The organism is Bradyrhizobium cytisi (genome assembly GCF_008123515.1).
GTDB lineage: Bacteria > Pseudomonadota > Alphaproteobacteria > Rhizobiales > Xanthobacteraceae > Bradyrhizobium > Bradyrhizobium cytisi.
In genome coordinates this window covers 23,233-42,367 of sequence record NZ_VSSR01000052.1, presented here as the reverse complement: position 1 = coordinate 42,367, position 19,135 = coordinate 23,233, and the positions used below count along the sequence as shown (strand labels likewise).

Below are 19,135 nucleotides of genomic sequence, written 5' to 3'. Positions count from 1 at the left end.
GAGATGGATCGAGAGCCGGCCATATCGCAGGACGTGACCCCAAAGGCGGTGCGCCGTGGTTTGGGGCGCGACGCCCTGGTCGCCTCGATCTGCGGCGGCGTGGTCGCGCTGATGGTCGGCGCGTCCTATGCGGCGGTGCCGTTCTACAACTGGTTCTGCCGCGCCACCGGCTTCAACGGCACGACCCAGGTCGCGACCTCGGCGCCTGCCACCGGCCCGATCGCACGCAAGATCGTGGTGCGTTTCGATTCCAACGTCGCGCCGGGCCTGCCCTGGAAGTTCGAGCCGGAGCAGACCGAGGTCGAGGTCAATATCGGCCAGGTCACCACGATCTATTACACCGTGACCAACCAGGCCGCGCGGACCACCGCAGGGCAAGCCGCCTACAACGTCGCGCCGCTCACGGTCGGATCCTATTTCCAGAAGATCAACTGCTTCTGCTTCACCGAGCAGACCATGGCGCCCGGCGAGAAGCGCGAGATGCCCGTGGTGTTCTACGTCGATCCGTCGATCGTCGACGACCACGACAATGACGGGCTCGGCACCATCACGCTGTCCTACACGTTCTATCCGGTGAAGGATCCGGTGGTGAAGCCGCTCGCATCCGGCGATGACAACAAACGCAAGGGAAATCTCCAGCCGCCGGGTTGACGCTCAGGGGTTGGACTAAGGGGATAGGTGCCGGACAGGCACGGGATTGAGGAGACAGACCGCAATGGCTACCGCGCAAGGCAAGCATCACGACTACCACCTGGTCGATCCTTCTCCGTGGCCGGCGGTCGGCTCCGTCTCGGCCTTCATCATGGCGGTCGGCGCGATCACCTGGATGCACCACATGGTCTCGGCCGCGCCGATCATCTTCGGTGTCGGCACCGTCGGCGTGCTCTACACCATGGCGAGCTGGTGGGGCGATGTGATCAAGGAAGCCCAGTACAAGGGCGACCATACCAGGGTCGTGCAGATCAGCCATCGCTACGGCATGATCCTGTTCATCGCCTCCGAGGTGATGTTCTTTGTTGCCTGGTTCTGGGCTTATTTCAACGCAGCGCTGTTTCCCGCCGATGCCGTCCACGCCACCCGTGACGCCGTGTTCGGCTGCGGCCTCGGCACTGCGGCCGGCGCCTGCTCGGTGCCGGGCACCTGGCCGCCGCACGGCATCGAGACCTTCGATCCCTGGCATCTGCCGCTGCTGAACACGCTGATCCTGCTCACCTCCGGCACCACGGTCACCTGGGCGCATCATGCGCTGCTCGAGAACGATCGCCAGGGCCTGAAGTATGGCCTGATCCTCACCGTCCTCCTGGGCGCGACCTTCACCTGCGTGCAGGCCTATGAGTACAGCCACGCGGCGTTCTCGTTCGGCGGCAACGTCTACGGCGCGACCTTCTTCATGGCGACCGGCTTCCACGGTTTCCATGTGCTGGTCGGCACCATCTTCCTGCTGGTCTGCCTGTTCCGCGCCTATGCCGGTCACTTCTCGCCGACGCAGCATCTCGGCTTCGAGTTCGCTGCCTGGTACTGGCACTTCGTCGACGTGGTGTGGCTGTTCCTGTTCCTGTGCATCTATGTCTGGGGACACGGCGCCGAGACCATGGCCCACGGCGCGCACTGAGCCCAGCCAACCGATCTGGAGAGGGCGGCCGCAGGGCCGCCCTTTTGCTTTCCGGTGGCCGAGACCCAACTGAAACTGTGATAGACTTGCGCGTCATGAACGAACCTGCCGGCACTCCCGAGTCCCAGCCCACCGTCCTGCAAAGCGCCCTGCGCGGGCTCGCGTGCAAATGCCCGCGTTGCGGTGAGGGCAAGCTCTATGCGGGCTTCCTCACGCTCGCGCCATCCTGTAACCGCTGTGGCCTCGACTACGCCTTCATCGACGCCGGCGACGGTCCGGCCATCTTCATCATCATGCTGGCCGGCGCGATCGTGGTCGGCTGCGCGCTCGTCGTCGAGGTCAAGTACCAGCCGCCGTACTGGCTGCATGCAGTGCTGTGGCTGCCGCTGATCCTCGCAACCACGCTTCTGCCACTGCGCTCCATGAAATCGCTGCTGATCGCGCTGCAATTCCACCACAAGGCAGCACCTGGCCGGCTGGTCGACCGCGCGAAATGAGCGAGCCTGCGCGCACGCCCCGCGTCGCCGGCTTCACGCTGTTCACGCTTCTGCTGACCGCGGCCTTCGTCGCGCTCGGTGTCTGGCAATTGCAGCGCCGCACCGCCAAGCACGAGCTGATCGCCGCACTCACCGAGCGTCTCGCGGCGACGCCGATCGCGCTGCCGCCGCCGGCGCAATGGGCGGCGCTGACGCCCGCGCGCGACGAATTTCGCCGCGTCAGCTTCACGGCGACTTATGCCGCCGCGCCGGATGCGATGGTCTATTCGTCGGGCTCCGCCGTGCGCAAGGATGCCTCCGGCCCCGGCACATGGGCCTTCCTGCCGGCGCGGCTGCCGGGCGGCGAGATCGTCGTGATCGATGCGGGCTTCGTCGAGAACACGATGCAGGAGCGCAGCGTCGAGGATCGCGCCGTGAAGAAGCTCGTGACCGGTGCGCCGGTCGCGCTCACCGGCTATCTGCGCTTCCCGGAAGAGCCAGGCTGGCTCACGCCGGCCGCAAACCGGGACAAGCGGCTATGGTTCGTGCGCGATCATCCGGCGATCGCAAGCGCGCTCGGCTGGGGCACGACCGCGCCGTTCTACGTCGATCTCGAACAGCCGGCGCCCGAGAACAACATTCCACGTCCCGGGCCGCTGGACGTGAATTTGAAAGACGACCATCTGCAATACGCCATCACCTGGTTCGCGCTTGCAGGCGCCGTGCTGATTGCATTCGGCGTCTGGGTGAGGGGACGACGGCAGAGCGGCGCAAACCCGTAGGTTCCCGGTGGGAACCCGGAATCGTCCGGGCTTTATTATTCAGCGCATATTCACGAGGGTGATCTTAAGCCGTTTCTGATTTTTTCCGCGGCAAACAGGATTGCTGGCGTGCGCGATTTCGATCAGATGGGACTTGTTGTCGATTGGGTGGATGCCTGCCGCAGGGGCGACCTCGCGACGCTGCTCGACCTCTATGCCGACGATGGCGAGGTGGAATGCGCGTGCAACGGCACGCATCTCTATCGCGGCCGGCGCGAGCTCGAAACCTATTGGGGACCAAAACTCAGTGCCTTCTCCTCGGCGGGCTTCGGCCTGGAGGAGATCCATCCCGCGCACAACGGCATCGATCTGGAATATTCCGTCGCGGGCGCGCTGCATATCCGCGCTACGTTCCGCTTCAGCGCGGAAGGCAAGATCCATAGCATGCTGTGCAAGCCGGCGCCGCAGGGCTCGCACGATTGCGGCGCGTGCTAGCCTGAGACCGGGTCGCGGATTTCGCCGAGCGGAAGGCGGCAGCGCACATAGGTTCGATCGTCCGCGCGCAGCAGTGACAGCGATCCGCTGAGCGCGCGCACGCGTTCATGCATGCCGGTCAGGCCGCGGCCGAAGACATTGTCGGCGGGAAAGCCGCTACCATCGTCGGAGACCTCGACCGCGAGCATATCGCCGGCAATCGCCGTCTCCACATGGGCGTTGCGTGCTCCGGCGTGGCGCAGCACGTTGGTCAAGGTCTCCTGGATCACGCGGTAGACGGTTTGGGCCAGCGGCCCGTCGATCCCGTTGAGATCAGGATCGATCGTTGCGGTGAGGCCGATATGCGGCGCCTGCCTGCGAAAATTCCGGAGTAGCGTCTGCACGCTGGCCTCGAGCCCCAATTCCTCGATGTAGAGCGGCCGCAGCCGGTCGAGGATGCGGCGGTTGGTTTGCTGCAGTGCCTCGACCGATCGCATCACCTCCTGCACGGAGTTGCCGGGATTTCCTGTCTGCAGCGAGGCCTCGCTCAGCGCGATCGTGCCGGCACGGATGCTGAACAGCAGCGGGCCGAGCTCGTCATGCAGCTCGCGAGCGAGATCGCGCCGCTCGTTGTCCTGGAGCGACACCAAGCGGTGCAACAGGTCGCGATTGTCCTGGCTCAATTGCGCGAGCGTTGCGGCAAGCGCATTGGCTTCCTCGCAGCTCTGCCGGATTTCCGGCGGGCCTGAGACCGGAATCGGCGTAGCATAATCGCCGCTCCGGATACGGGTCAGACCTGCGCCGAGATTTTGCAGGGGCCGCAGCGCGGATCCTGCAAAAAGATGGGCGATCGTTCCGGTCAGCACCATCAGCACTGCGACGAGGCTCGTCAGTGCCAGAAAGCCGATCCATTTCTCAAAGAGGTCGGCCGACAGGTCGGGCATGAACACAATATCGCCGATGTGCCTGCCGTCGATGATGACGGGGGACGCCGCGTCTATGTCGGGGATGGCAATCAGGTCCACAAACCATTGCGGAACGCCATGCACATCCTGCAGGCCGTTCCGCACGGGAGGCGAGGCACCCGCTTCCACCGGTCGGAATTGGATATCAGAGGCGGTGCCCAAAGAACTGACAAATGCGTCGAGCATCTTCCGCGGATTGTCTGACACGCTCAGGGTGCTGTTGAGCGCGACAGCGACGGCCTGGGTCGAGCGTCGACCAGGCTCATTCTCGTCCGCCAATTGGCCGGCCGCGAAGGTCTGGAGCAGCACGCCGCCCATCGCCAGCGCGGCAACAAAGCTCATGCCGAGAGGCAGAAACAGCTGGGTCCTGAACGAAAGTCGGTGCCACATTAGGTCAATTCTAACGCGCATTGGCGGGATTTTCTCTTTCCATTTGTTCCCGCCGGTCTATGAGTCCAGAAAACAAGAGAGCGCGCGATGCAAGATACCGCCAAGCCGGCGACCAAGGTCCTGATTGTCGACGACCATCCCGTGGTGCTGTCCGGTTGCCGCACCCTTTTCGCCTCCGACCATTCGATCCGAATCGACGAGGCGACCGACGCGAAATCAGGCCATCGCGCCTATGTCAGCAAGCGGCCCGACGTGACCGTGATCGATATCAGCCTGCCTGACGTCTCGGGCTTCGAGTTGATGCGCCGGATCCGCAAGGACGATCCTGACGCCAAGATCATCATGTTCAGCATGAACGATGATCCGGCCTTCGTGGTGCGCGCGGTGGAGCTGGGGGCGCAGGGCTATGTCTCCAAGGGTGACGATCCCCGGATCCTGCTCAAGGCCGTGCGCAAGGTGGTCGCAGGTGACAACTTCATCTCGCCACAGCTTGCGGAGGCCGTGACGTTCTCTGGTGCCGCGATCAAGGCCAATCCGGCCTCGCAGATGACGCCGCGGGAGCTCGAGATTCTCCGCCTGCTCGGGCGCGGCAATAAGATCGTCGAGGTCGCCGAGGCGCTCGGCATCTCCTATAAGACCGTCGCCAACACCACGTCCCTGCTCAAGCAGAAGCTAGGGGCCAAGAACCACTCGGACCTGATCCGGATCGCGGTGGAAATCGGGATGAACTGACACCGTCAGGGGCCGAACCGGCTGCTCCAGGACGCAGCCGGCTCGGCCGACGGATCGGCGGCGCCGCGCGTCCGGGCAATGCGTGGACGACGGCTGATACCATCCGCCGACACAATGGGCCGGCGAGACGTTCGTTCCGTGTTTTCCGAGAGATTCGGGAAGAAGTGGCAATGCTCTATGGAGAGCGAATAGGCTGCACGAAACGCGCGCTAGTGCATCAGTTCTATTTCGCGGGCAAATTGAAGGTTAAACTCCCAAGCTTCGCCGCGTTGCTTTAGCTGCTGGTTCAGCCACGGAGCGGCTTGCAGGTAGACTGGTGCCATTGAGCCGATCTGGATCGGCGGCCTGAATGTCTCGAACCACTCATAAAGTAGCTTTTGGATTAGATGCCTGCGGCGGATGACCTCTTCTGTGATGTTCTGATCTGGGAGAGTCGTTGTGCGAGGGCCGAAGGAAAGTTTTTCGTGCTCTGATTGGATCAAATTGATTTCGCTTACCAATTTCGAACCGATCGGCTGAACCTGCGCTACGGTGGGCAGCACGACGTCAATAAAGTTGGGGCCTTCATTCAAAATATATATGTCGCTCGCATTGCTGCTGTCGACGCCGAGCTGTTGCACGATAGGTATAACGGTATTGACTTGAAGTCAGCAAGGAGCGGGCCAGGAACAGATACTATCGCCGTGGGGTACTGCGCGGTCTGAGGCGCGAATATCTTGATTGCCAAGGATGCTGTCAGATTAAAAACAGCCACCCCGCTATGATTTTTGAACGTGCATCGCCAGCAGTTTGGCGGCCGGCTCTGTTCGTCACGCCAAAGTGGCGCGCCCGCAGGAACTTCGCCGCGGTTCTGAACTAGAACCGAGTCTTGAAAACGACCTTGGAAGCTCAGCATCTGGATTCGACCGCTGTCGGGCATAACTCTCGGGGTAGGTACGTTCTCGCAGGAGAACAATATCCTCTGATCTACTGCCCGTTTGGCGGCCCAGATCGGAAAATAGCCGAGAAAAAGCGAGCCCAGCATGGCGCCGGCTATGCCTCCGAGGACTATTCTAACGAGTAGGCTCGGTATGAGCTCTGCGAGTGCGGCAATAATTGTCCAAAGTGCAGTCATGTGTTCGTTGGATCACTGCGTGTGGGGGAGATGGGCCAACGTATATCTCTATTGTCGCCATGCAACCCTTGGGTTCATTTCGAGGCAGCCTGGGCGCAGCGCATGACAACCGCGGCATATCGGGAAAAACTGGAACATTCGGCGTTGCGCGCCGTTTTTCTCCTTGACGATTACGTGACAGGTGACGATAGCTCGAACGAACGATTTTCGGGGCAGGCGTCCCAACGCGGAAAACCGGGTCTGCACACATCAACGACAGACCTTCCAAGAGAGGGCTGCGGCATCGCCGCAGCCCTTTTCCGTTGGGCATGGTGCGACCCTGCAAAACATTCTATGGTGCCGCAAAGCCTCTGGCTGTGAACTAGGAACATCGTGAAATCAAAGGCTTAAGGCCCTGGATTCAGGTCGGGCCGGCCTTTGGAGGGCAGTTTGACTCGTTATATCTCGACCCGGGGCGAGGCCCCTGAGCTTGGCTTCTGCGACGTGATGCTGACGGGACTTGCCCGCGACGGCGGCCTCTATGTGCCGGCGACCTGGCCGCAGCTCTCGGTCGAGACCATCGCCGGCTTCTTCGGCCGCCCCTATTGGGAGGTCGCGGTCGACGTCATCCGTCCCTTCGTGGGCGGGGAGATTTCCGACGCCGACCTTGGCCGCATGGCGAACGAGGCCTATGCCACCTTCCGTCATCCGGCCGTGGTGCCGCTGCGCCAGATGTCGCCGCATCAATTCGTGCTGGAGCTGTTCCACGGTCCGACGCTCGCCTTCAAGGACGTGGCGATGCAGCTGATCTCGCGGCTGATGGACCATGTGCTGGCCAAGCGCGGCCAGCGCACCACCATCGTGGTCGCGACCTCCGGCGACACCGGCGGCGCCGCGGTCGAGGCCTTCGCGGGTCTGGAGAATGTCGATCTCATCGTGCTGTTTCCGCACAAGCGCATCTCCGAGGTGCAGCAGCGCATGATGACGACGACGGGTGCCGCCAATGTCCAGGCGCTTGCCATCGAGGGCAATTTCGACGACTGCCAGGCGCTCGTGAAGGGGATGTTCAACAACCACCGCTTCCGCGACGCGACCTCGCTGTCCGGCGTCAATTCCATCAACTGGGCCCGCATCGTCGCGCAGGTGGTCTATTATTTCACCTCCGCAGTCGCCGCCGGCGCACCGGCGCGCGCGGTGGATTTCATGGTGCCGACCGGCAATTTCGGCGATATTTTTGCAGGCTACGTCGCCAAGCGCATGGGTCTTCCCGTGCGAACCCTCCGCATCGCCGCCAACGTCAATGACATCCTCGCCCGCACGCTCAAGACCGGCATCTACGAGGTGCGCGAGGTGCACGCCACCGCCTCGCCGTCGATGGACATCCAGATCTCGTCGAATTTCGAGCGGCTGCTGTTCGAAGCCGGCAAGCGCGATGCGGCCGGCGTGCGGCGGCTGATGGATTCGCTGAAGCAATCGGGCCGCTTCGTTCTGCCCGACGCTACGCTCGCCGCGATCCGCGAAGAATTCGACGCCGGCCGCGCCGACGAGACCGAAACCGCGGCTGCGATCCGCGCCGCCTGGCGCGAGGCCGGCGAGCTCGTCGATCCCCATACGGCCGTGGCGCTCGCGGTCGCCGATCGCGACACCACCGACACGACCGTGCCTAACATCGTGCTCTCGACCGCGCATCCGGCCAAATTCCCTGATGCCGTGGATGCGGCCTGCGGCCAGCGCCCGCAACTGCCGGCCTGGCTCGACGGTCTCATGACCAGATCCGAACATATGAAGGTCATGAAGAACGATCAGGCCGAGCTCGAGCGGTTCGTGCTGTCGGTCAGCCGTGCCGCAAAACAGGGAGTTGCCGGATGAGCGTCGAGATCTCCAAGCTTGCCTCCGGCCTGACCGTCGTCACCGACAACATGCCCCATCTCGAGACCGCCGCGCTCGGCGTCTGGGCCGGCGTTGGCGGCCGCGACGAGAAGCCGAACGAGCACGGCATCTCGCATCTGCTCGAGCACATGGCGTTCAAGGGTACGACGGGGCGCTCCTCGCGTGAGATCGTCGAGGAGATCGAGGCGGTCGGCGGCGACCTCAATGCCGGCACCTCGACCGAGACCACGTCCTATTATGCCCGGGTGATGAAGGCCGACGTGCCGCTCGCGCTCGACGTGCTTGCCGACATTCTGGCCAACCCCGCCTTCGAGCCCGAAGAGCTCGAGCGCGAGAAGAACGTCATCGTGCAGGAGATCGGCGCGGCCCAGAACACGCCCGACGACGTCGTGTTCGAGCATCTCAACGAGCTCTGCTATCCCGACCAGCCGATGGGCCGCTCGCTGCTCGGCACCGCCAAGACCCTGCGCGCCTTCAACCGCGACTCGCTGCGCGACTATCTCTCGACGCATTACCGCGGGCCCGACATGGTGGTGGCGGCCGCCGGCGCCGTCGATCACAACCAGGTCGTCGCCGAGGCCGAGAGGCGCTTTGTGAGCTTTGACGCGGCGCCGGGGCCGAAGCCGCAGGCAGCTCAGTTCGGCAAGGGCGGCGCCAAGGTCGTGCATCGCGAGCTCGAGCAGGCGCATCTGACGCTGGCGCTGGAAGGCGTGCCGCAGACGGATTTGTCGCTGTTCTCGCTCCAGGTCTTCACCAACATCCTCGGCGGCGGAATGTCGTCGCGGCTGTTCCAGGAGGTGCGCGAAAAACGCGGCCTCTGCTACTCGATCTACTCGTTCCACGCGCCCTATACCGACACCGGTTTCTTCGGCCTCTACACCGGCACCGATCCCGCCGACGCGCCGGAGATGATGGAGGTCGTGGTCGACATCATGAATGATTCGGTCGAGACCCTGACCGAGGCCGAGATCGCCCGCGCCAAGGCGCAGATGAAGGCGGGCCTTCTGATGGCGCTGGAGAGCTGCTCGTCGCGCGCCGAGCAGCTCGCCCGGCACGTGCTGGCCTATGGCCGGCCGCAGACGGTGCAGGAGCTGGTGGCCCGGATCGATGCCGTCAGTGTCGAATCGACCCGCGATGCGGCGCGTGCACTGCTTTCGCGCAGCCGCCCTGCGGTGGTGGCATTGGGCAGCGGCAGGGGTCTGGACACGGCGGTGTCTTTTGCGGAAGGATTGACAAAGGCGCGCGCCAAGGCGCGGCTGCACTAGGAGCCGCACAACCAGCGCCCCGCGCCCCGGGAAGCATCACCATGGCCCTCTTTCGCCTGCCATCCAGTGGACCTGCTGCTCTCGCCCCCCGCGGCAACGGGCTGTTGCTGCGGGCGCCGCAGATGTCGGATTTCCTGCAGTGGGCGCATCTGCGCGAGACCAGCCGTGATTATTTGACGCCGTGGGAGCCGATCTGGCCGTCGGACGACCTGACCCGGTCCGGCTTCCGCCGCCGGTTGCGCCGCTATTCCGAGGATATCGCCGCGGACCGCTCCTATCCGTTTCTGATCTTCCGCGAGCTCGACGGCGCCATGGTCGGCGGCATCACGCTCGCCAATGTCCGGCGCGGCATCGTTCAGGCCGGCACCATCGGCTACTGGGTCGGCCAGCCCCACACCCATCGCGGCTACATGACCGCGGCGCTGCGGGTGCTGCTGCCGACCCTGTTTGGCGAGCTTAATCTGCACCGGGTCGAGGCCGCCTGCATCCCCACCAATGCGCCGTCGATCCGGGTGCTGGAGAAGTGCGGCTTCTCGCGCGAGGGACTGGCACGCCGGTATCTCTGCATCAACGGGGTCTGGCAGGACCATCTCCTGTTCGGCCTGCTGCACGAGGATTTCCGCCGCTGAGCCGGGCTTGCTCGCGCGCCGGGATCACCTTTTTTCCTGCCGTGTTTTCTCGCCTTGTCTTCTCGCCTTGGGATCGCCGATTTTGACGATATAACCCGCTGGCCGGCCGATCGGCCGGGATGTTGTTGCCGGAACGTTGTTATGGAGTACTGCCGTTCATGAAAGAGCTTCGATCATTGCGGAATGCGCTGCGGCGGGGTCCGGTGATCGCGCTGGCGCTGTCGGTGTCATTCGCGTCCGTGTCGCCGGTCGCGGCGCAGTCGCTGACCGACCGTTTCAAAAGCCTGTTCGGCGGCAAATCCGACGAGCCCGCTCAGCCCAAGCCGGCGCCCGCGCCGGGCCAACCGGCGGCCGATGACGACATCGATTGCCCGCAGATCACGGTGCGCGCCGGAGCGTCCACCTACGGGGTCGGGGCGACAGGCAAGCCGGCCGTCGGCAACGATGTGCGCTTCCAGGCCTCGATCACCAAGATGGCGCGCGAATGCGTCCGCAACGGAAGTGAGATCACCGCGCGTATCGGCATCCAGGGCCGCGTCATCGCCGGCCCCGCGGGCGCGCCGAATAGCGTCGAGGTGCCGCTCCGCGTCGCCGTGGTGCAGGGCGGCGTCGGCGAGAAGGTGATCGCCTCGAAGGCCTACCGGACCACGGTCGAGATGTCGGAGGGCGGCAGCGTGCCCTTCACCTTCGTCGCCGAGGACCTGTCCTATCCGGTGCCTTCAGCCGCAGTCGCCGATTCCTACATCTTCTATGTCGGCTTCGACCCGCAGGCGCTCGCGCCCGAGCCGAGAGCGCGCGGGAAGAAGAAGTAAATCGCGAGACAGTTTCAGCCGTCATGCCCCGCGAAGGCGGGGCATCCAGTACACTGCGGCCTATCGATCGATCACAACCGTCTCGGAGTACTGGATCGCCCGACTAAATCGGGCGATGACAGCTCATTCGTGGATACAACCTTGCCCAACAAAAAAGCCGGCGCTCAGCGCCGGCTTTCTAATTTGTGAGGCTCTTGCCCTCAGTTCAGCTTCTGGCGAACCTCGGTGATGCCCTTGGCGAGCAGATCGTCGGCGACCTTGCCCTTGACCGACTGCGACAGGATCGTGGAAGCGGCTTGCACCGCAGCCTCCGCGGCTGCGGCGCGAACATCGGCCACCGCCTGGGCCTCGGCGAGCGCGATCTTGCTCTCCGCGGTCTTGGTACGGCGGGCGACGAAGTCTTCCACCTTTGCCTTGGCCTCGGTTGCGATGCGCTCGGCCTCGGACTTCGCGTTGGCGATGATGTCGGCGGCCTCGCGTTCGGCCGAGGCGGTGCGCGCCTTGTAGTCGGCGAGCACCTTGGCTGCTTCCTGCTTGAGGCGCGTCGCGTCGTCGAGCTCGGCCTTGATGCGATCGGCGCGATGGTCGAGCGCAGCCATCGCCTTCTGGAAGACCCCGAGATAGCCGAACACGATCATCAGGATCACGAAAGCGACGGCGACCCAGGTTTCAGGATCGAAGAACATATCGACTAACCCTTCAAGGACGCATCAACGGCGGCACTGATCGACGCCGCATCCGGAACGACGCCGGTGAGCTGCTGCACGATGGTGCCTGCCGCATCGGCCGCGATGCCGCGGACGTTGGTCATGGCGGTCGCGCGGGTCGAGGCGATGGTCTTCTCCGCCTCGGCGAGCTTGGTCGCCAGCTGCTCTTCCAGGGCCTTGCGCTCGGCGTCCGCCTGCGCATTCGCCTTGTCGCGGGACTCGTTGCCGATCGCCTGCGCCCGCGAACGCGCCGAAGCGAGCTCGCCTTCATAGGCCTTCAGCGCTGCCTCGGACTGATCCTTCAGCTTCTGCGCCTCGGTGAGGTCACCCTCGATCTTGTTCTGACGCGCTTCGATCGCACCGCCGACCTTCGGCAGAGCGAGCTTGGACACGATCACGTAAAGCACGACGAAGAAGATCGCGAGCGACACCAGCTGCGAAGCATAGGTGCTGCTCTCGAACGGCGGAAAACCGCCACCGTGACCGCCTTCGGCCTCGGTGTGGGCGCCCGCCGCCGGACTTTTCGCCCCGCCATGACTCTCAGCCATGGAGTTCTCCTGTTGCTGTCATGCGCGCTGCTTCGGTCGAAGCGGCGCGAAAAATCGTCCTCAGAGCGGAACGAACAGCAGCAGCAGTGCGATCAGCAGCGAGAAAATGCCGAGCGCTTCGGTCACGGCGAAGCCGAAGATCAGGTTGCCGAACTGGCCCTGAGCAGCCGACGGGTTGCGAACGGCTGCGGCGAGGTAGTTGCCGAAGATCACGCCCACGCCGACGCCTGCGCCGCCCATGCCGATGCATGCGATGCCCGCGCCGATAAGTTTTGCTGCTGCCGGATCCATTTTAGACTCCTTGGAGGAAAGATTGGGTTTTGGGTGGAAATTCCCCGGACCGCTCAGTGTCCCGGATGAATGGCGTCGTTGAGGTAGATGCAGGTCAGGATCGCAAACACATAGGCTTGCAGGAACGCGACCAGGATCTCGAGAGCGTACAGTGCGACCGTGAGCGCCAGCGGCAGCACGCCGCCGAACCAGCCCAGCGCGCCGAGCGAGAAGCCGAGCATGGCAACGAAGCCCGCGAACACCTTCAGCGCGATGTGGCCGGCCAGCATGTTGGCGAACAGACGGACGCTGTGGGAGACCGGCCGCAGGAAGAACGACAGGATCTCGATGAACATCACCAGCGGCAGGATGTAGCCGGGGACACCGTGAGGCACGAAGATCGAGAAGAATTTCAGACCGTTCTTGGCGACGCCGTAGATCAGGACCGTGAAGAAGACCAGGAGCGCAAGCGCTGCCGTCACGATCAGATGGCTCGAGATCGTGAAGGTGTAGGGAATGATGCCGATCAGGTTCGAGACGCAGATGAACATGAACAGCGAGAAGATCAGCGGGAAGAACTTCATGCCTTCCGAGCCGGCGGTCGAACGGATGGTCGAGGCGACGAACTCGTAGGAGATTTCGGCGACCGACTGGAGGCGCCCGGGAACCAGCTGCGTGCCGCTGGCAAGCATCAGGAGCGAGATGATCGCCACTGCCACCAGCATGTAGAGCGATGAATTGGTGAAGGCGATCGTTTGATTGCCGATATGGCCGATCGTGAAGAGAGGCTCGATGTTGAACTGGTGGATCGGATCGATTTTCATCGGCGCGGCATCTCTTGGTCTGCCGGGCTAGCCGGCGTGTCTCGGTCTGCCGGCCGGGCCGGCCCGCACCGGCGAAGCCGGCGCGAAAATTCCTCTCCTGCTCGGATCGGCTTCAAGAACCACCGCGCCTGTTCTGACCCGCGCCCGCCGTTCTCACCACATTCACCACGCCGGCCACGAAGCCCAGCAGCGTGAACACGATAAATCCGAAAGGCGACGTCGACAGCAAGCGGTCGAAACCCCAGCCAATCCCCGCCCCGACGATGACCCCGGCGATCAACTCGGAGGATAACCGGAAACCAAGCGCCATCGCCGAGGCTCTGGCCGCTCCGTCTCCACCGTCACCTGCGGGTTGCTCGGTCTTGACGTGGCGGTCGCGAAGTTCGGACAACCGCTTATCAAGACTTCCGAGCCGTTCGGAAAGCGCAGCTTCCTCGGGCGATCTATCGCGATCTCCATTCCCGTCGTGTCCCGTGTCTTGAGCCATGCCACGAAGACCAGAAACGCTGCGGTTGAATGGAAATTACGCCCGCCACCCTCAAAAGCCGCGCGGACCATACTGACCGCTCATAATCAAGTCAAGCCAAGTCACGATCGCGTCGTCTTCACTTATCTATTTGATTTATCTGGCGATATTTCCCTGCACGCCAGCGCTGCACACAGCGTGACGCCGCACCGCAGCAGCTCTCCGCGCGATCCACCGATATGACCGACATTTCGTCGCGGCTGTCGGGATCAAAGGGGGCGCCGCCATCGTTGATCTCGCGGATGCGGTTTTCGGCAGCGGATTCGAGCGGGCAGGCGGTGCGCCGTCGCCCGCCCGGGTGTAGAATTCGAGGATGTGCCACCTGCGCGGCGTGGCGGAGAGCGCGATGAGACCGGCGAAGTCATCCACAACATCATGGTGTGCCGCGGCGATCGTTGCGGTGACGACGGCCAGCGGCGGCCTGGTTGCCGCGCAATCCGCACCGGACGGCGAAAACGGCCGCTACAGCATGACGCCGATCCCCGAGGGTGTGCTGCGGCTCGACACCCGCACCGGCACGGTCTCGACCTGCAGCAGGAATGGCGCCGGCTGGGCCTGTTACGCCGTGCCCGACGAGCGCTCCGCGCTCGATGCCGAGATCGGCCGGCTCCAGGCCGAGGTTGAGACGCTGAAGGGGCAGCTCGCCGCCGGTCCGACCGTCTCCGGCAAGATCGACGAGGCGCTGCCGAAATCCGATTCCCTGAAGAAGGGCGAGCCGAAGGTCGCCGAGGGCGACCGCAAGCTCGAGATCCCGCTGCCGAGCGACCAGGACCTCGACCGCGCGATGTCGTTCCTGGAAAAGGCGTGGCGCCGGCTGATCGATATGGCCAATCGCGTGCAGAAGGACGTGTCGGGGAAGATTTGAGGACCCCATCGCGCTACCCACGCGTTGAGCTGTCGTAGGGTGGGCAAAGCGAAGCGTGCCCACCAATTCACGGGGAATGGTGGGCACGGCGCGCAAGCGCGCGCCTTTGCCCACCCTACGACAGCTTTCGGAGTCGAAAGAGAGTCATGTCATCAGCCAAATCCGTCACGCGCTCGGCGCCATCGTCAGTGCAAGCCACCACGATCGTATCGTCATTGCTCGCCGTGCAGACGCAAGGCCGCGGCTTCACCGACCTCACCAGCGAGGTCGAGAAATTTGTCACTGAGGCGCGCGCCCACGACGGCGCGCTGACGCTGTTCATCCGCCACACCTCAGCCTCGCTGACGATCCAGGAAAACGCCGATCCCTCGGTGCTCGTTGATCTCACCACCGCGCTCTCGCGGCTCGCGCCTGAAAACGTGCCCTGGACTCATGATACCGAAGGACCCGACGACATGCCTGCGCACGTCAAGACCATGCTGACGCAGACGTCGCTTCAGATCCCCGTCCTCAACGGCAAGCTCGCGCTCGGCACCTGGCAGGCGATCTATCTGGTCGAGCACCGCGCGCGCCCGCATCGCCGCGAAATCGTGCTGCAATTCATCGGCGGCAATCAGTAAGTGCTTAAAAGAAAACCGGCCGCGGATCGCTCCGCGGCCGGCTGTTTCGTCAGCGTCGTGCGATCCGACTATATCTTGGTGATGTCGACATCCTTCGTCTCGGGGACGAAGAAGAAGCCGACCACGGCCGTGATCAACGCGAAGCCGACCGGGTACCACAGACCGGAGTAGATATCGCCGGTCGACGCGGTGATCGCGAAGGCGGTCGCCGGCAAGAGGCCGCCAAACCAGCCGTTGCCGATGTGATAGGGCAGCGACATCGAGGTGTAGCGGATGCGGGTCGGGAACAGTTCGACCAGCATTGCCGCGATCGGGCCATACACCATCGTGACGTAGATCACGAGGATGAACAGCAGTCCGATCAGGGCCGACACCTGCGGGCGGAAGATGTCGAACGGATTCGACATCTTGACGATGCCCGCGTCACCCGGCTTCGGGTAACCCGCAGCCTGCGTCGCCGCGGTGATCGCGGGGTTCGACGTCTTGGCGTCCGTGTAGGGCACTTCCTTGTCGTTGACGAGGATCTTCACCGCGCCCGCCGGTCCCGGAACGGTCGTGTACTTGACCGACGAGAGGGCAAGGAAGGCGCGGGCCGTGTCGCAAGGCGCCGTGAAGACGCGGGTGCCGACCGGGTTGAACAGATCGCCGCAGCCTGCGGGATCCGCCACTACCTGCACCTTGACCGTCTCATAGGCCTTTTCCAGCGCCGGATTGGCGTTGGTCGAGATCATCTTGAAGATCGGGAACAGGGTCAGTGCGCCGATCAGGCAGCCCGCCAGGATGATCGGCTTGCGGCCGATCCGGTCGGACAGCGCGCCGAACACCAGGAAGAAGCCGGTGCCGAGCAGCAGCGACCAGGCGATCAGGAGGTTGGCGGTATAGCCGTCGACCTTCAGGATCGATTGCAGGAAGAACAGCGCGTAGAACTGGCCCGTGTACCAGATCACCGCCTGGCCCATGGTCAGGCCGAACAGTGCCAGGATCACGATCTTGGCGTTGCTCCAGGTGGCGAAGGCTTCGGTCAGCGGCGCCTTGGAGCCCTTGCCCTCGTCCTTCATGCGCTGGAACACCGGTGATTCGTTCAGGCGCAGACGGATCCAGACCGAGATGCCGAGCAACGCGACCGATACCAGGAACGGAATGCGCCAGCCGCCCCAATAGGAGCCGGGTGCGCCGGCAAAGGCAGCCTCGCCGGTCGCGGAGCGGGTGAACAGGATCACCAGCAGCGACAGGAACAGGCCGAGCGTCGCGGTGGTCTGGATGAACGAGGTGTAGTAGCCGCGCTTGCCCTGCGGCGCATGCTCGGCGACGTAGGTCGCTGCACCGCCATATTCACCACCGAGCGCGAGACCCTGCAGCAGGCGCAGACCGATCAGGATGATCGGGGCCGCGATGCCGATCTGGGCGGCACCCGGCAGCAGGCCGACGATGAAGGTCGACAGACCCATGATCAGGATGGTGACGAGGAAGGTGTATTTGCGGCCGACGATGTCGCCGACGCGGCCGAACACGATCGCGCCGAACGGACGGACCAGGAAGCCTGCCGCAAAGGCCAGCAGCGCGAAGATGTCGCGCGTGGCCTGGTCGAACATCGGCTTGCCGTCGGCGCCGGCGATGGTGAAGAACTGCGTGCCGATGATGCTGGCCAGCGATCCATAGAGATAGAAGTCGTACCATTCGAAGACGGTGCCGAGCGACGATGCGAGGATGACGAACCTCTCATCCTTCGTCATGCCGGTCGACCGTGCCGACGTTGCAGCCAGTGTGGACATCGTGAATGCGCTCCCCGAATTTCGTTTCCTCGCGTCCCGGCTGTCCGGGCATGCCGGATCAACCTGGGTCTTGCCTCCAAGGTAACATCGGTGTGAAACCCGCCCCAATACGACTTTTGGCCTTGCGCACTGACGCGCAACTGACGGTGTGGAAGTAAAGTGCCGCGGCGCGGCGCACGGCTGCGGATTAACCCCTTTTCCGCAAAGGAATAATGTGCCCTTGCATGCCACGGCCGGCCGGGGAAGAATTGACCATTGCGCCGGTCCGGACTACTGGCCCGGTTGTGAACGACAGCAAGAGATCGATGAGCGCTCCCTCCACCCATCTCGTCATTGCCGATGACCATCCGCTGTTCCGCGATGCGCTGCGGCAGGCGGTGGCCAGTGTCCTGAGCACGGCGAAGATCGACGAGGCCGGGTCGTTCGAGGATCTGACCAAGCTTCTGGAGCAGACCTCCGACGTCGACCTGGTCCTGCTCGACCTCTCGATGCCAGGCATCTCCGGCTTCTCCGGCCTGATCTATCTGCGCGCGCAATATCCGGCGATCCCGGTGGTGATCGTCTCGGCCTCCGACGACAGCGCCACGATCCGGCGTTCGCTCGATTTCGGCGCCTCCGGCTTCATCCCGAAGCGATTCGGCGTCGAGACGCTGCGCGATGCCATCCGCAAGGTCATGGAAGGCGACGTCTGGGTTCCCGCCGATACCGACCTGACGGCCGCCGCCGACCCCGACATGACGCGCCTGCGCGACCGCCTGGTGACGCTGACGCCGCAGCAGGTGCGGGTGCTGATGATGCTGTCGGAGGGATTGCTCAACAAGCAGATCGCCTACGAGCTCGGCGTCTCCGAGGCGACCATCAAGGCGCATGTCTCGGCCATCCTGCAAAAGCTCGGGGTCGAGAGCCGGACCCAGGCAGTGATCGCCGCCGCCCGGATCGCCGGCGGCCAGTGGAAGCAGGGCACGCCGACGGGGTAGGCTTTGCTACCAGCGCTTGCGCTGCCCGACGGGCAAAATACCCTATCGCTGGGTCAATCGCTGCGCACCAAAAATATTCTACTTTACCGAAATTCGGATTTGTCGTATGTGTCGCCCATCCTGATCCGGCGAAAAGGGGCGGTCGTACGTCGTCACGAGCCGCGGATCGGGCTGCGGTGGACGCTGAGCGGTGCCGTCGCGGATGTGGGTGGCAGGGTGGGGCAGTGGATTGAGCCGAGCCCCGTGAGCTGCTTGCAAGCCGCGTTGTACGAACGGCGCTTTGTCCTGCCAGGCCCTCTTGGGCCGAAGCAGGACTGCTTGCGTACGGCAAAACCGTGTGGTCCTGACCGTCGTCGCTACGGTCAAGTCTTGCGGAGGCGGCATTGGCGTCAACCGGCGCGGTGTCGGCGAATTCCGTCGGGCGAAGGGAGGCCAGAAGGAACTCGGCTCCCGGGAGAGCACGGCATAAGCCGTCCAACCACTGCGCAGGGAAGGTCGTGTGTTCGGCTTCACCTGTATGCCGCTGTGCAATTCTTTTTGCGCTACCCGCGCACAGCGGACCGTGGGTGCGAGGTCAGCACCCGGCCTTCCCTGCGCCCCTTGTTTGAAGGGCGAGAAGCGGAAGCAAAACTCGGGCGGATTGCGCCGCGAGAAGGCGAAGGCGTATCTGCTGTTTGAGACGTATCTGCTGTTTGAGATGTGAGTTGGAGAGCGATGGCCTCACCCTTTGCTCCGTCATTGCGAGCGCAGCGAAGCAATCCAGTCCGCCGCCGCGGAGGAAATCTGGATTGCCTCGCTGCGCTGGCCCCTGATAGTCAGTTGCGTGACGGCAAGGAGACGCTCAAGAGCCAAACGGAAAAACCGCTCCACACGGCCCGGACACCGACGTCGTCGTCGACCTGATCTGACGATTCGGACACCATCAAC

22 protein-coding genes are annotated in these 19,135 nt (G+C 63.8%); 14 read left to right on the top strand and 8 right to left on the bottom strand.

Annotated elements, in window-relative coordinates:
- The first annotated feature begins 3 nt into the window (after positions 1 to 3).
- The 5 genes from FXB38_RS29300 (at position 4) to FXB38_RS29280 (ending at position 3,344) form a co-directional block, all read left to right on the top strand.
- A complete protein-coding gene (locus tag FXB38_RS29300) occupies positions 4 to 651 on the top strand; it encodes a cytochrome c oxidase assembly protein (RefSeq protein ID WP_148754404.1) in 648 nt (215 codons plus the stop codon).
- A gap of 64 nt (positions 652 to 715) precedes the next feature.
- Positions 716 to 1,612, top strand: a complete 897-nt coding sequence (locus FXB38_RS29295; protein WP_148754403.1) for a cytochrome c oxidase subunit 3 — start codon at positions 716 to 718, stop codon at positions 1,610 to 1,612.
- 95 nt (positions 1,613 to 1,707) lie between these two features.
- Complete coding sequence (locus tag FXB38_RS29290) at positions 1,708 to 2,109, top strand: DUF983 domain-containing protein (RefSeq protein WP_148754402.1); 402 nt, start codon at positions 1,708 to 1,710, stop codon at positions 2,107 to 2,109.
- Complete coding sequence (locus FXB38_RS29285) at positions 2,106 to 2,870, top strand: SURF1 family protein (protein WP_148754401.1); 765 nt, start codon at positions 2,106 to 2,108, stop codon at positions 2,868 to 2,870. Before FXB38_RS29290 ends, FXB38_RS29285 begins: the two co-directional genes overlap by 4 nt.
- 108 nt (positions 2,871 to 2,978) lie before the next feature.
- On the top strand, positions 2,979 to 3,344 hold the full coding sequence (locus tag FXB38_RS29280) for a nuclear transport factor 2 family protein (RefSeq protein WP_148754400.1): 366 nt from the start codon (positions 2,979 to 2,981) through the stop codon (positions 3,342 to 3,344).
- Here FXB38_RS29280 and FXB38_RS29275 read toward each other — a convergent pair.
- The gene (locus tag FXB38_RS29275; RefSeq protein ID WP_148754399.1) at positions 3,341 to 4,678 is read right to left on the bottom strand and encodes a histidine kinase; all 1,338 of its coding nucleotides are present in this window, start codon (positions 4,676 to 4,678) and stop codon (positions 3,341 to 3,343) included. The two genes, FXB38_RS29280 and FXB38_RS29275, sit on opposite strands and share 4 nt — an antisense overlap.
- An 87-nt stretch (positions 4,679 to 4,765) precedes the next feature.
- Here FXB38_RS29275 and FXB38_RS29270 point away from each other — a divergent pair, with 87 nt between their 5' ends.
- Entirely contained in the window at positions 4,766 to 5,410 is a 645-nt protein-coding gene (locus FXB38_RS29270) for a response regulator transcription factor (protein WP_148754398.1), read from the top strand.
- Between the two features lie 209 nt (positions 5,411 to 5,619).
- Here FXB38_RS29270 and FXB38_RS29265 read toward each other — a convergent pair whose 3' ends face one another.
- Complete coding sequence (locus FXB38_RS29265; RefSeq protein ID WP_148754397.1) at positions 5,620 to 6,030, bottom strand: hypothetical protein; 411 nt, start codon at positions 6,028 to 6,030, stop codon at positions 5,620 to 5,622.
- A 596-nt stretch (positions 6,031 to 6,626) separates the two neighbouring features.
- Between FXB38_RS29265 and FXB38_RS29260 the strand changes: the two genes are divergently transcribed.
- The 5 genes from FXB38_RS29260 (at position 6,627) to FXB38_RS29240 (ending at position 11,099) form a co-directional block, all read left to right on the top strand.
- On the top strand, positions 6,627 to 6,884 hold the full coding sequence (locus FXB38_RS29260) for a hypothetical protein (protein WP_148754396.1): 258 nt from the start codon (positions 6,627 to 6,629) through the stop codon (positions 6,882 to 6,884).
- 69 nt (positions 6,885 to 6,953) lie between these two features.
- On the top strand, positions 6,954 to 8,372 hold the full coding sequence (gene thrC / locus FXB38_RS29255; RefSeq protein WP_187435220.1) for a threonine synthase: 1,419 nt from the start codon (positions 6,954 to 6,956) through the stop codon (positions 8,370 to 8,372).
- On the top strand, positions 8,369 to 9,658 hold the full coding sequence (locus tag FXB38_RS29250) for a M16 family metallopeptidase (RefSeq protein WP_148754394.1): 1,290 nt from the start codon (positions 8,369 to 8,371) through the stop codon (positions 9,656 to 9,658). The genes thrC and FXB38_RS29250 overlap by 4 nt, the downstream gene beginning before the upstream one ends.
- Positions 9,659 to 9,699: 41 nt before the next feature.
- Positions 9,700 to 10,287 carry a GNAT family N-acetyltransferase gene (locus FXB38_RS29245; RefSeq protein ID WP_148754393.1) on the top strand — a complete coding sequence of 196 codons (588 nt, stop codon included), beginning with the start codon at positions 9,700 to 9,702 and terminating at the stop codon, positions 10,285 to 10,287.
- Between the two features lie 158 nt (positions 10,288 to 10,445).
- Positions 10,446 to 11,099: a hypothetical protein gene (locus tag FXB38_RS29240; protein ID WP_148754392.1), complete on the top strand. Its 654-nt coding sequence runs from the start codon at positions 10,446 to 10,448 to the stop codon at positions 11,097 to 11,099.
- Between the two features lie 200 nt (positions 11,100 to 11,299).
- On the opposite strand, the gene FXB38_RS29235 is transcribed toward FXB38_RS29240, so the two are convergent.
- The 5 genes from FXB38_RS29235 to FXB38_RS29215 form a co-directional block, all read right to left on the bottom strand.
- Positions 11,300 to 11,785: a F0F1 ATP synthase subunit B family protein gene (locus tag FXB38_RS29235; RefSeq protein ID WP_148754391.1), complete on the bottom strand. Its 486-nt coding sequence runs from the start codon at positions 11,783 to 11,785 to the stop codon at positions 11,300 to 11,302.
- 5 nt (positions 11,786 to 11,790) lie between these two features.
- Positions 11,791 to 12,354: a F0F1 ATP synthase subunit B family protein gene (locus FXB38_RS29230; protein WP_148754390.1), complete on the bottom strand. Its 564-nt coding sequence runs from the start codon at positions 12,352 to 12,354 to the stop codon at positions 11,791 to 11,793.
- A gap of 60 nt (positions 12,355 to 12,414) precedes the next feature.
- On the bottom strand, positions 12,415 to 12,645 hold the full coding sequence (locus FXB38_RS29225) for a F0F1 ATP synthase subunit C (RefSeq protein ID WP_007599451.1): 231 nt from the start codon (positions 12,643 to 12,645) through the stop codon (positions 12,415 to 12,417).
- 53 nt (positions 12,646 to 12,698) lie between these two features.
- The gene (locus FXB38_RS29220) at positions 12,699 to 13,448 is read right to left on the bottom strand and encodes a F0F1 ATP synthase subunit A (protein WP_148754389.1); all 750 of its coding nucleotides are present in this window, start codon (positions 13,446 to 13,448) and stop codon (positions 12,699 to 12,701) included.
- 112 nt (positions 13,449 to 13,560) lie between these two features.
- Positions 13,561 to 13,935, bottom strand: coding sequence for an AtpZ/AtpI family protein (locus FXB38_RS29215; protein WP_148754388.1), 375 nt, complete (start codon positions 13,933 to 13,935; stop codon positions 13,561 to 13,563).
- Between the two features lie 385 nt (positions 13,936 to 14,320).
- On the opposite strand from FXB38_RS29215, the gene FXB38_RS29205 reads away from it, so the two are divergent.
- Both FXB38_RS29205 and FXB38_RS29200 read left to right on the top strand, forming a co-directional pair.
- Positions 14,321 to 14,839 (top strand): hypothetical protein, encoded by a 519-nt coding sequence (locus FXB38_RS29205; protein WP_187435219.1) that lies wholly within the window; start codon positions 14,321 to 14,323, stop codon positions 14,837 to 14,839.
- A gap of 146 nt (positions 14,840 to 14,985) precedes the next feature.
- Positions 14,986 to 15,459, top strand: coding sequence for a secondary thiamine-phosphate synthase enzyme YjbQ (locus FXB38_RS29200; protein ID WP_148754386.1), 474 nt, complete (start codon positions 14,986 to 14,988; stop codon positions 15,457 to 15,459).
- A gap of 68 nt (positions 15,460 to 15,527) precedes the next feature.
- Here the strand turns inward: FXB38_RS29200 and FXB38_RS29195 are convergent, their stop codons facing one another.
- Complete coding sequence (locus FXB38_RS29195; RefSeq protein WP_187435231.1) at positions 15,528 to 17,192, bottom strand: MFS transporter; 1,665 nt, start codon at positions 17,190 to 17,192, stop codon at positions 15,528 to 15,530.
- 344 nt (positions 17,193 to 17,536) lie between these two features.
- Here FXB38_RS29195 and FXB38_RS29190 point away from each other — a divergent pair, with 344 nt between their 5' ends.
- Positions 17,537 to 18,208, top strand: a complete 672-nt coding sequence (locus FXB38_RS29190; RefSeq protein WP_148754384.1) for a response regulator — start codon at positions 17,537 to 17,539, stop codon at positions 18,206 to 18,208.
- Positions 18,209 to 19,135: the final 927 nt, after the last annotated feature.

Excerpts from the sequence above, each read along its gene's own strand:
- FXB38_RS29295 (WP_148754403.1), top strand. The coding sequence starts at position 716 with ATGGCTACCGCGCAAGGCAAGCATCACGACTACCACCTGGTCGATCCT.
- FXB38_RS29225 (WP_007599451.1), bottom strand. The coding sequence starts at position 12,645 with ATGGATCCGGCAGCAGCAAAACTTATCGGCGCGGGCATCGCATGCATC.
- FXB38_RS29300 (WP_148754404.1), top strand. The coding sequence starts at position 4 with ATGGATCGAGAGCCGGCCATATCGCAGGACGTGACCCCAAAGGCGGTG.
- FXB38_RS29245 (WP_148754393.1), top strand. The coding sequence starts at position 9,700 with ATGGCCCTCTTTCGCCTGCCATCCAGTGGACCTGCTGCTCTCGCCCCC.
- FXB38_RS29220 (WP_148754389.1), bottom strand. The coding sequence starts at position 13,448 with ATGAAAATCGATCCGATCCACCAGTTCAACATCGAGCCTCTCTTCACG.
- FXB38_RS29195 (WP_187435231.1), bottom strand. The coding sequence starts at position 17,192 with ATGACGAAGGATGAGAGGTTCGTCATCCTCGCATCGTCGCTCGGCACC.
- FXB38_RS29205 (WP_187435219.1), top strand. The coding sequence starts at position 14,321 with ATGAGACCGGCGAAGTCATCCACAACATCATGGTGTGCCGCGGCGATC.
- FXB38_RS29275 (WP_148754399.1), bottom strand. The coding sequence starts at position 4,678 with ATGTGGCACCGACTTTCGTTCAGGACCCAGCTGTTTCTGCCTCTCGGC.
- FXB38_RS29260 (WP_148754396.1), top strand. The coding sequence starts at position 6,627 with ATGACAACCGCGGCATATCGGGAAAAACTGGAACATTCGGCGTTGCGC.
- FXB38_RS29250 (WP_148754394.1), top strand. The coding sequence starts at position 8,369 with ATGAGCGTCGAGATCTCCAAGCTTGCCTCCGGCCTGACCGTCGTCACC.
- FXB38_RS29285 (WP_148754401.1), top strand. The coding sequence starts at position 2,106 with ATGAGCGAGCCTGCGCGCACGCCCCGCGTCGCCGGCTTCACGCTGTTC.
- FXB38_RS29215 (WP_148754388.1), bottom strand. The coding sequence starts at position 13,935 with ATGGCTCAAGACACGGGACACGACGGGAATGGAGATCGCGATAGATCG.
- FXB38_RS29235 (WP_148754391.1), bottom strand. The coding sequence starts at position 11,785 with ATGTTCTTCGATCCTGAAACCTGGGTCGCCGTCGCTTTCGTGATCCTG.
- FXB38_RS29230 (WP_148754390.1), bottom strand. The coding sequence starts at position 12,354 with ATGGCTGAGAGTCATGGCGGGGCGAAAAGTCCGGCGGCGGGCGCCCAC.
- FXB38_RS29190 (WP_148754384.1), top strand. The coding sequence starts at position 17,537 with ATGAGCGCTCCCTCCACCCATCTCGTCATTGCCGATGACCATCCGCTG.
- FXB38_RS29240 (WP_148754392.1), top strand. The coding sequence starts at position 10,446 with ATGAAAGAGCTTCGATCATTGCGGAATGCGCTGCGGCGGGGTCCGGTG.
- FXB38_RS29200 (WP_148754386.1), top strand. The coding sequence starts at position 14,986 with ATGTCATCAGCCAAATCCGTCACGCGCTCGGCGCCATCGTCAGTGCAA.
- FXB38_RS29290 (WP_148754402.1), top strand. The coding sequence starts at position 1,708 with ATGAACGAACCTGCCGGCACTCCCGAGTCCCAGCCCACCGTCCTGCAA.
- FXB38_RS29270 (WP_148754398.1), top strand. The coding sequence starts at position 4,766 with ATGCAAGATACCGCCAAGCCGGCGACCAAGGTCCTGATTGTCGACGAC.